7 protein-coding genes are annotated in these 9,064 nt (G+C 59.4%); 1 reads left to right on the forward strand and 6 read right to left on the reverse strand.

Annotation, left to right across the window (positions count from 1 at the left end):
• Positions 1-88: 88 nt before the first annotated feature.
• The 4 genes from DW754_RS07605 to DW754_RS07620 form a co-directional block, all read right to left on the reverse strand.
• Positions 89-2,164 carry a translation factor GTPase family protein gene (locus tag DW754_RS07605; RefSeq protein ID WP_117759223.1) on the reverse strand — a complete coding sequence of 692 codons (2,076 nt, stop codon included), beginning with the start codon at positions 2,162-2,164 and terminating at the stop codon, positions 89-91.
• A gap of 310 nt (positions 2,165-2,474) precedes the next feature.
• On the reverse strand, positions 2,475-3,239 hold the full coding sequence (locus tag DW754_RS07610; RefSeq protein ID WP_117759221.1) for an amino acid ABC transporter ATP-binding protein: 765 nt from the start codon (positions 3,237-3,239) through the stop codon (positions 2,475-2,477).
• On the reverse strand, positions 3,232-3,885 hold the full coding sequence (locus tag DW754_RS07615; RefSeq protein WP_006235606.1) for an amino acid ABC transporter permease: 654 nt from the start codon (positions 3,883-3,885) through the stop codon (positions 3,232-3,234). Before DW754_RS07615 ends, DW754_RS07610 begins: the two co-directional genes overlap by 8 nt.
• A gap of 139 nt (positions 3,886-4,024) precedes the next feature.
• Positions 4,025-4,885, reverse strand: a complete 861-nt coding sequence (locus tag DW754_RS07620) for a transporter substrate-binding domain-containing protein (RefSeq protein WP_117759219.1) — start codon at positions 4,883-4,885, stop codon at positions 4,025-4,027.
• Between the two features lie 348 nt (positions 4,886-5,233).
• Between DW754_RS07620 and rlmD the strand changes: the two genes are divergently transcribed.
• Complete coding sequence (gene rlmD / locus DW754_RS07625; protein WP_117759912.1) at positions 5,234-6,682, forward strand: 23S rRNA (uracil(1939)-C(5))-methyltransferase RlmD; 1,449 nt, start codon at positions 5,234-5,236, stop codon at positions 6,680-6,682.
• Between the two features lie 78 nt (positions 6,683-6,760).
• Here rlmD and DW754_RS07630 read toward each other — a convergent pair whose 3' ends face one another.
• On the reverse strand, positions 6,761-7,582 hold the full coding sequence (locus DW754_RS07630; protein WP_117646330.1) for a phosphatase: 822 nt from the start codon (positions 7,580-7,582) through the stop codon (positions 6,761-6,763).
• Positions 7,583-7,741: 159 nt separating this feature from the next.
• Complete coding sequence (locus tag DW754_RS07635) at positions 7,742-8,932, reverse strand: pyridoxal phosphate-dependent aminotransferase (protein ID WP_117759914.1); 1,191 nt, start codon at positions 8,930-8,932, stop codon at positions 7,742-7,744.
• Positions 8,933-9,064 lie beyond the last annotated feature (132 nt).

The following is a 9,064-nucleotide window of genomic DNA, read 5'->3' on the forward strand; positions in this document are numbered from 1 at the left end:
TTGCATCCCCCAGGGATCAAAAAGGGCCGCTCCGGATTACCCAGAGCGGCCCTTGCATCGGCATGCATGTTGCAGACAAAGCCACACGCTACTTGGCGCGGCCCTCCTCATAGCGCTCGACCAGCTTGGCCTGAACGTCATAAGGCACCTGCTCATAGCCTGCGGGCTTCATGGTAAAGTCGCCCGTGCCGCGCGTGATAGAGCGCAGGCGCGTCGAATAATCCGTCAGCTCGGCCAGCGGCGCCTGGGCAATGACCACGGTGTCTCCGCGCTCGTCGGTCTCCATGCCTGTCACGCGACCGCGCGAGGCCGAGATGTCGCCCATCACGGCGCCGGCATAGCTCTCGGGGATCGTCACCGTAATTTCCTCGATGGGCTCCAGCACCACCGGGTCGGCATCGGCGCACGCCTTGCGCAGGCCGATGCGGGCCGCCGCGCGGAACGCCATCTCGTTGGAGTCGACGCTGTGATACGAGCCGTCGTACACCGCGACGCGAATGCCCGTGAGCGGATAGCCGGCAATAATGCCGTCCTTCATGGTCTCCTGGACGCCCTTGTCCACGGCGGGGATCAGCGAGCGCGGAATGCGGCCGCCCACGACCTCATCCACAAACTCGTAGCCGTCGCTCGTGCCGTCGGGCCCAATAAGCGGCCCCACACGCAGCCAGCAGTCACCATACTGACCGGCACCACCGGTCTGCTTCTTATGACGACCCTGGGCACTTGCCGTGCGGCGGATGGTCTCGCGATACGGAATGCGGATCGGCACGCTCTTTGCCACAACCTTGGTACGGTCCTCCAAACGGTTGAGCAGCACCGAAACCTGCGCCTCGCCCACCGCCGAGATGATGGTCTGCCCGGTCTCCTCGTCGCGGTCGATACTCATGGTCGGATCGGCCTTGCAGGCCTTCTCGATAAACGTGTAGAGCTTCTCTTCGTCGCCGCGATTCTCGGCCTCAATGGCGATGCGGTACTGCGAGTTGGGGAACTTAAACGCCGCCGCCTCGACCTTACCGGTAATCGAGAGCGTATCGCCCGTCTCGGCCGCCAGCTTGGGCGCCACGATGATGTCGCCAGCATACGCGTGCCCGACCTCGGTCATGTCGCGGCCGCACATCACATACAGGTGAGCCAGACGGTCGCTCTTGCGCGTGCGGGCGTTGACCAGCTCAAGGCCCGGCTCAAGCGTGCCCGTCAGCACCTTGATAAAGCTGATGCGACCCTGCTGCGGATCGGCCAGGGTCTTAAACACAAACGCCACCGGACGATCATCGTCGCTCGAAATCTTGAGCGAATCGCCGTCGATAAGCGGCATCTCGCCGTAGTCGGTCGGCGCCGGGAAGTACGTCGCGATGTCGTCCATCAGCGAGTTGACGCCCTGCTCCTTAATGCAATCGCCCGCAAAGACCGGCACAAAGATGCGCTCGGCGATCGCCTTCGACAGCAGGCCTTCAAGCTCCTCCTGCGTCAGCGTCTCCTCGCCTTCCAGGTATTTCATCATCAGCTCATCGTCGGCCTCGGCCACCAACTCGCACAGATGGTCATGGGCCTCCTCGGCCTGGGCACGATACTCCTCGGGAATCTCCGACTCAACGGCTTCGGTGCCGTTGCAGTGACGCGCCTTCATACGCACCAGGTCGATGATGCCGTTAAAGTCCTCGCCCTCGCCCCAGCCCAGGGTCACGGCGCCCAAGCGCGTGCCAAAGCGCTCCTGCAGCAGGTCCATCGTGGTCGCAAAGCTGGCCTCGGAGCGCGACAGGCGGTTTACGAACACCGCACGCGCCAGGCGCAGGTCCTCGGCGGCATACCAGAGCTTAACCGTCGTAGGCTGCGGGCCGGACTCGGCGTCGACCACAAACAGAGCCGTCTCGCAGACGCTCATCGCGGCAAAGGCGTCGCCGATAAAATCGGGGTAGCACGGGGCATCGAGCACATTGATGCGCGCGCCCTTCCAGTCGATCGGCGCAATGGTCGTCGAGATGGAAAACGCACGCTTGACCTCTTCGGGGTCATAGTCGAGCGTGGGCTTGGTGCCGTCGTGGCCGCCCAGGCGGGCGGTCTTGCCGGAAAGGTGGAGCATGGCTTCGGCGAGTGAAGTCTTGCCCACCCCGCCTTGGCCTACGAGCACCACGTTCCTTACGTTACCGGTCTTGGGAGCACCCATGATGACCTCCTTGCAGGGCCGCGCGCAATGCGCGAGACCAACGGGGAGAGTTCGCGGTCGGTGCCGTCCCGGGAGCAGCATGGTCGGCAGCCGAGCCGACTCACCCTCCAAATGTCCTATGCCACCACCCTACCCTCACGGGCGGCTGTCCATGCATACCTTTCGGCGCACGTATGAATACAGGCGGCGAGAGGAAGAGACAAGCTTGTGAGGCGATTATTAAACCCCGTCGATGCAAACAAAAAGCCGCCACAGACCGTAAGACCTGCGGCGGCTTCGCCTCAATTAATAGTTGAGTAAATACCTGAGCCTATCCCTCGATACGGCTCAAGAACTCACGGGTGCGCTGCTCACGCGGATGGTCGATGACCTGCTCGGCAGGACCCTCCTCGACAATGCGGCCGCCATCCATAAAGACCACGCGGTCGGCAACATCGCGCGCAAACTGCATTGCGTGGGTTACAATCACCATCGTCATATTCTGCGCGGCAAGGTCTTTAATGACACGCAGTACCTCGGCCGTCAGCTCGGGATCGAGTGCCGAAGTCGGCTCGTCAAAGAACAAGATCTCCGGGTCGAGCGCCAAGGCGCGGGCGATACTCACACGCTGTTGCTGACCGCCCGAAAGCTCACATGGCACCTTGTTCTCGTTGCCCGTAAGCCCCATCTGCGCGATCAACTCACGCGCACGCGCTTCGGCCTGCTCGCGCGGACGCTTGAGTACGCGAACCGGAGCGTCGGTGATGTTTTTCATCACCGTATAGTGCGGAAACAGATTGTAATTTTGGAACACCAGGCCGAATCGCGAGCGTGCTTGTTTGGGCACATCGCCCTTCGCATAGACCGCGCCCGAACCCGCATCCGTCGCAACGGCAAGGTCACCAAACGAGAGCGAGCCTCCGTCGAGTGTCTCGAGCAGCGTGGCACACCGCAGCAGCGTGGACTTGCCGCCACCCGAAGGCCCGATAATCGCCACGACCTCGCCACGCTTGACCTCGAGCGAGATATCCTTGAGCACCTCATTGCCGCCAAACGCCTTGCGCGCGTTCGATATATTCATTACCGAATTAATCATGGTAGTAATCCAATTTTTTCTCGGCGGCGCCCAGCAGCATCTCGACGACGAAATTAAAGACCCAGTAAATCAGCGCCGCGATCGCAAACGGCACCATGCTCACTTGCGAGGCAACCAGCGCCTTGGCCGTCGAGAACATCTCCCCCACACCGATGGCAAACGCCAGCGATGTGTCCTTGACCAGCGTGATGATCTCGTTGCCCATCGCCGGCAAAATGCGTTTGGCAACTTGCGGCATCACGATATACAGAAACGTCTGCACGCGCGAATAGCCCAGCACCTCGGCTGCCTCGTATTGACCGCGCGGAATGGACTGCAAGCCCGAGCGATAGATCTCGGCAAAGTAGCCGGCGTAGTTGATGATGAACGCTACGACGCACGCCGTCCACTTGGAATCGGGCGTGAGCGAGATGCCGAACACGTAGTACGGGGCGAAGTAGATGGCAAACATCTGTAGCATGAGCGGCGTGCCGCGCATGACCGAAATATAGATGCGCGCGATCCAGCGAAGCGGCGCAATTTTGCTCATGCGCATAAACGCCACGGGAATTCCCAGCGGAATCGACCCCAACAGCGTCAGCACAAACAGCTGCAAGCTGACCAAGAATCCCTGGCCAAGCATCTGCATCATGACCTGAATAGACAACCCAAGCTCTCTTTCACAGTAACGGAACAGCGGATTTTACTCTCAAATAGGCACAGTGCCCAAGATTGCGAGCGACAAGCCCGACGAAGCGTACTTTGGTACGCGAGGAGGGTTGGAGCCGCAAGGTTGGGTGCTGTGGCTATTTGAGAACCCAGTTGTCGAAGGATAGACCGTAATCTGCATACTTATCGCACAGGTCCTTGACCGTGCCGCCCTCGTAGAGCGCCTTGAGTGACTCGGTTACAGCATCGGCCGACTTGGTGTCGCCCTTCTTAAAGCCGACGGCGTAGTGCTCGCTGGACAGCGGCTTGTCGAGCTGCGTATAGGCATCGGGCTTGGCGGCCAGCTGATACTGAGCGATCGAGAGGTCACAGGCAACGGCATCGACCGCACCACTCTCGAGCTGCATAAACGCCGTGTTGTACTCACCGATGGTATCGAGCGTGGCAAACGTCGCGGCCAGATCCTTCTGGTCGCCCTCGAGCACATCCTGCGCAGCGGAATCAGTCTGGGTAATCACGGTCTTGCCGGCAAGATCCTCCCAGCTCTTGATACCCGCGTCCTTCTTGACCACGAGCACCTGCTCATTGAGCATGTACGGCTCGGAGAACGTGTAGTCGTCCTCGCGACCCTCCATGGTAAAGCCGTTCCAGATGCAGTTGATGGCGCCTGAGTTGAGCAGCGTGTCCTTGGCATCCCAATCGATGGCCTCGTAATCGACATCCCAGCCCTGCTTATCGGCAACGGCCTTGGCAAGGTCAAGGTCAAAGCCCGTGTACTCGCCGTCATCGCCCACAAAGCCGTACGGAGGGTAGGACTTGTCAAAGCCCACCACGAGCTTCTTGGACTCCGCGGCGCCCTTCACATCCTTGGCCGCGGCAGAACCAGCAGCGGAGCCCTTGCCAGCACCACCGCCGCAGCCGACAAGACCAAGGCCAAGCACCGTGGCGAGCGAGCCGGCTAGACCAACAAACTGACGACGAGACATATCGGTATTCATGGTATTCCCCCTCGATAGCACTTTAGTTAGGTAAAGTGAGTCATGTAACGTTCAGAATCATACACTTTAGTGGGATAGAGTACAAGGGAGTGCCTGCCCGGCGCGGGCGGGGAGCGGCGCGGAATTAAGTTTCCTGCTCTACAGTCCTGCGCAAGACGGAAAGCACATTAAGTGCTTTCCTTTGCGTGCGGAACTCGCGATAAACTTAATTCCGCGCCGCTCCCCGCCCGCGCCGGGCAAACGTCGTTGGACTTATCGCTGACATGAAATGGCCGCTTGCATATCGTCCACTAGCTTGGCACGGTACAATGCTTGCAGCTTTTAATTCATGAATTAGTGGAGTTATTGATGGCAGAATCTCGTGCGGAGCGTAAGGCTCGTCGTGCTTTGATCGAGGCGGCTGAGGGGTCGGAGGAGAAAAAATCTTCTACGAAATCCAAGTCGTCTCAGGATGCGAAGGGTAAGTCGGCCAAGGGCAAGGCTAAGGCCAAGCGCCCCAGTTCTCGTCGGAGCGAGGATAAGGCATCTCAGACTCGCTCCAAGCGCTCGCATAAAGATCCGGTTTCGTCTGCGCGTAAGGTTGTGGACTCCAAGTCTCCCTGTTCGATCATGAAAGCTTGCGGTGGGTGCACGGCGCTCAATCGTCCTTATAAGAAGCAGTTGGCGGCCAAACAGGCTGCTATGGAGGAGCTGTTTGCTGAGCTCTGCGAGCGCGAGGGCATTAGCGTCGACCCCATTCGCGGTATGGGAGTCACCCTGGGAGACCCGGGCAAATATCCTGCGCCGCGTGGTTTTCGTCATAAGGCTGCCACTCCGTTTGCTCCCGGCAAAGGGGGCGCTGTCCGCTGCGGCTTTTTTGAACGTGGGACACACAGAATCGTTGCTGTTCCTGAATGCCCTGTCGAGGCGCCGGGCGCTCGTCAGATTCTCAACGGCATCGCTCGCGAGGCCGAACGTCTGCATATTCCCGCCTTTAACGAAGACAAGCATCTGGGGCTGCTTCGCTATGTCGTCGTTCGCTGCGGCTGGCGCACCGACCAGATTATGGTCACCCTCGTGACCGCTCAACGCGACCTGCCGCATGCGCAGGAGTTCTTTGAAGCCGTCGCGGCGCTTGATCCGCATATCGTCACCGTCGCTCAGAACATCAACGGTCGCCCCGGAAATGCCATCTTGAGCGAGGAGACCCGTATCGTCTATGGCGCCGAATGCATGCGCGACCAGCTGCTCGGTTGTGAATTCGACATCTCCCCTACCGCGTTCTATCAGACCAATCCGCAGCAAACCGAGCTGCTCTATCGACTTGCCATTGACGGCATGGACCTGCAGCAGGGTGACATTCTTATGGACGCTTACTGCGGCAGCGGAACCATCGGCCTGTGCGCCGCGAAGGATGTCCAGGACAAGGGCATCGGCATTATGCTGCTCGGCGTGGAGCGCAACCCGGCGGGCATTGCCGACGCACGTCGCAATGCCGAGCTCAACGGCCTCACCCGCAGCGCTTGGTTTATGGCCGACGACGCCACCGATTACATCCTGGACGCCGCCGACAACAACGAGCGGATCGATGTCCTTTCCATCGACCCGCCGCGCGCCGGCTCCACCCCCGAGTTCCTCGAAGCCGCCTGCGCACTCAAGCCGCGCCGCATCACCTATATCAGCTGCAACCCCGTGACCCAAGAGCGCGACCTGCACCAGCTTCTCGACGGAGGCTATCGCCTGCTCAAGATCACGCCCGTCGACATGTTCCCCCATACCGACCACACCGAGACCGTCGCGGTCCTCGAGCGCCGCTAACCAACACCGGTAGATTTTTGGGACAAGAAGGGGGCGGCCCGTTTGAACCGCCCCCTTTCGTTGGGCATATGAGTCTCGTTACATCCCCTTGCGCAGGTCGCACACGCCGGCTGCCGCCATCTCGCGCAGCAGCGTCTCGCGGTCGCGCGTCACGATCAAATCCAGCGGGAAGTGAATCTCGTCAAGCATCTTGCGCGCGTGATCGAGTTTGCCAATGGCCATGCCAATGTGGGCATCGGTCGACACGCCAATACCCACGCCCAGCTCGGCGCAGCGCTCGGCGATCTTGCGGCATACGGCCCAATGCTCAGTGTCGACACCGTGTTCAAGACTATGGTTGTTGATCTCGATAATCTTGTGCTTGGCCTTGGCCGCCAGCAGCACCTCATCGATATCGAACGGCACGCCCGAGCGCCCCGTATGCCCCAGCATGAACACCTTGGGGTGATCCAGGGCATTGATGTACATCTCGGTTGTCTGGGCGAGCGTCGCGCCTTCGGCAAACTGCGGGTTATGCACGCTTGCCACCAAATAATCCAAATTACGCGTCACCAAATCGAACAGCGAATGCTGGTGACTGTACGAATCGCCGGCAATATCGAGCGAAACGGGAATGTCCTCGCCAAACAGGCCTCCATCCAGCGAAACGATATCGGCCTCGGCACCACGCAGCACCAGCACGCCGCTCCAAATGCGCGGCCAGATATCCTGGTTAATAAAGAATTGGAAACTGCGCAGGTCATTGGGACAAGGCGTAACCATCGAGCTTAAATGATCGGCGGAACCGAGCACCTGAAGGCCGCGCTCTGCCGCCCAATAGATGTTCTCCTCGATGGTTGAGTACGCATGCGCAGAGAACATCGTATGAGTATGAATATCACAAGAAAGAAGGTAGGGCATCGGGTCTCCTTGTCCAGTATGGCCGTCGCGTATATTCATTGTACGCATAGCTTTCGGCAGTCGTAAAACTGCTTCATCCCAATCACACAACGGCATAGACAACGGGGTCTGGCTTAAAACCAAACCCCGTTTCACGTAAAACATTGTAAGCAGAGCGCTTTACTTTCGACGATATTCGTCGGCCAGCTGCTTCCAGGCAGGCAGCGAGTTGACGATTGTCTCGTAGCTCACACAGTAGCCAAGGCGGAACCAGCCCGGCATGCCAAAACTATCCGAAGGCACCGCGAGCAGTTCGTACTTCTTCGCGCACTCGCAGAACGCATTCGCATCGGGCTCCAGCGCCTTCACCCACAAGTAGAATGCACCATCCGGCTCAACATAGGTGTAGCCGTACTCCGCTAGTGCATCGGTAAGCGCGGTGCGGTTGCGCGCATAGGCCTCGACATCGCTCGGTTCATCAATGCAGTCGATGATTACACGCTGGAAGAGGGCCGGTGTGCACACGAAGCCCAGCGTGCGGGCGGCACCGGCAACGGCCGGCATCAGGCGAGCAGCCTGCGGATTGGTATTGGGAACCAAAATCCAGCCCACGCGCTCGCCCGGCAGCGAAAGCGACTTGGAATACGAGTAGCACACCACGGTGTTCTCGTAGATCGAGGGCACCCAAGGCACCCCGGCACCGTACACGATCTCGCGGTACGGCTCATCAGAGATGAGCGTGATTGGGTTCTCGGAATCGCGCTTGGCGTTGACCTCGCGTAAAACATTGGCCAGTCGCGTCAGTGTATCGCGCGTATACACTGCACCGGTCGGGTTGTTGGGTGAGTCGATAATGACGGCAGCGGTCTTATCGGTAATCGCCTTGAGCACGTTATCCACGCTCAGCTGGAACGTATCTTCATCGGCGAGCGCCTCAACACACGTGCAGCCGGCCTTCTCAATCCACACGCGATACTCCGGAAAGTACGGGGCGATAACAACAACCTCATCGCCCGGGTTCGTAACGGCATTGAGCGTGCAGGTGAGCGAAGCCGCGGCACCCACCGTCATAAAGACGTCCTTGCCCTCATAGCTCGTGCCAAAGCGACGGTTGAGCGAGTCGGCGACGGCTGCTCGACATTGCGGCAGACCCGGCGCAGGCGTGTATCCATGCAGCTGGTCGCTCGGCAGCTCCAAGGCCTTCTTAATGGACTCAGCCACGGCGGCAGGTGCCGGAACGCTCGGGTTACCCAGCGAAAAATCGAATACGTTCTCCGCGCCGATCTGTGCCTTGCGCTCAAGGCCATAGCTAAAGATCTCACGGATGATGGAGCTTTCCGCACCGCGAGCATACATAGTTTCGTTGATCATCTGTTCCCCTTTCGCATAGGCGCTATTGTACGCTTTAGCCAACTAGAGCGCCACAATGTTGATTGGGGACAGACTTAAATTGAACTGCGTCCCGAATCTTGGCCTTCTTTATTAGAAGCGAACACTAGGACG

Origin of the sequence: Collinsella sp. AM29-10AC (assembly GCF_003469085.1) — a bacterium.
Taxonomy (GTDB): domain Bacteria; phylum Actinomycetota; class Coriobacteriia; order Coriobacteriales; family Coriobacteriaceae; genus Collinsella.

Bases quoted from the DNA above. Each gene is read 5' to 3' on its own strand.
- DW754_RS07605 (WP_117759223.1), bottom strand. From the start codon at position 2,164: ATGGGTGCTCCCAAGACCGGTAACGTAAGGAACGTGGTGCTCGTAGGC.
- DW754_RS07610 (WP_117759221.1), bottom strand. From the start codon at position 3,239: ATGATTAATTCGGTAATGAATATATCGAACGCGCGCAAGGCGTTTGGC.
- DW754_RS07620 (WP_117759219.1), bottom strand. From the start codon at position 4,885: ATGAATACCGATATGTCTCGTCGTCAGTTTGTTGGTCTAGCCGGCTCG.
- rlmD (WP_117759912.1), top strand. From the start codon at position 5,234: ATGGCAGAATCTCGTGCGGAGCGTAAGGCTCGTCGTGCTTTGATCGAG.
- DW754_RS07630 (WP_117646330.1), bottom strand. From the start codon at position 7,582: ATGCCCTACCTTCTTTCTTGTGATATTCATACTCATACGATGTTCTCT.
- DW754_RS07635 (WP_117759914.1), bottom strand. From the start codon at position 8,932: ATGATCAACGAAACTATGTATGCTCGCGGTGCGGAAAGCTCCATCATC.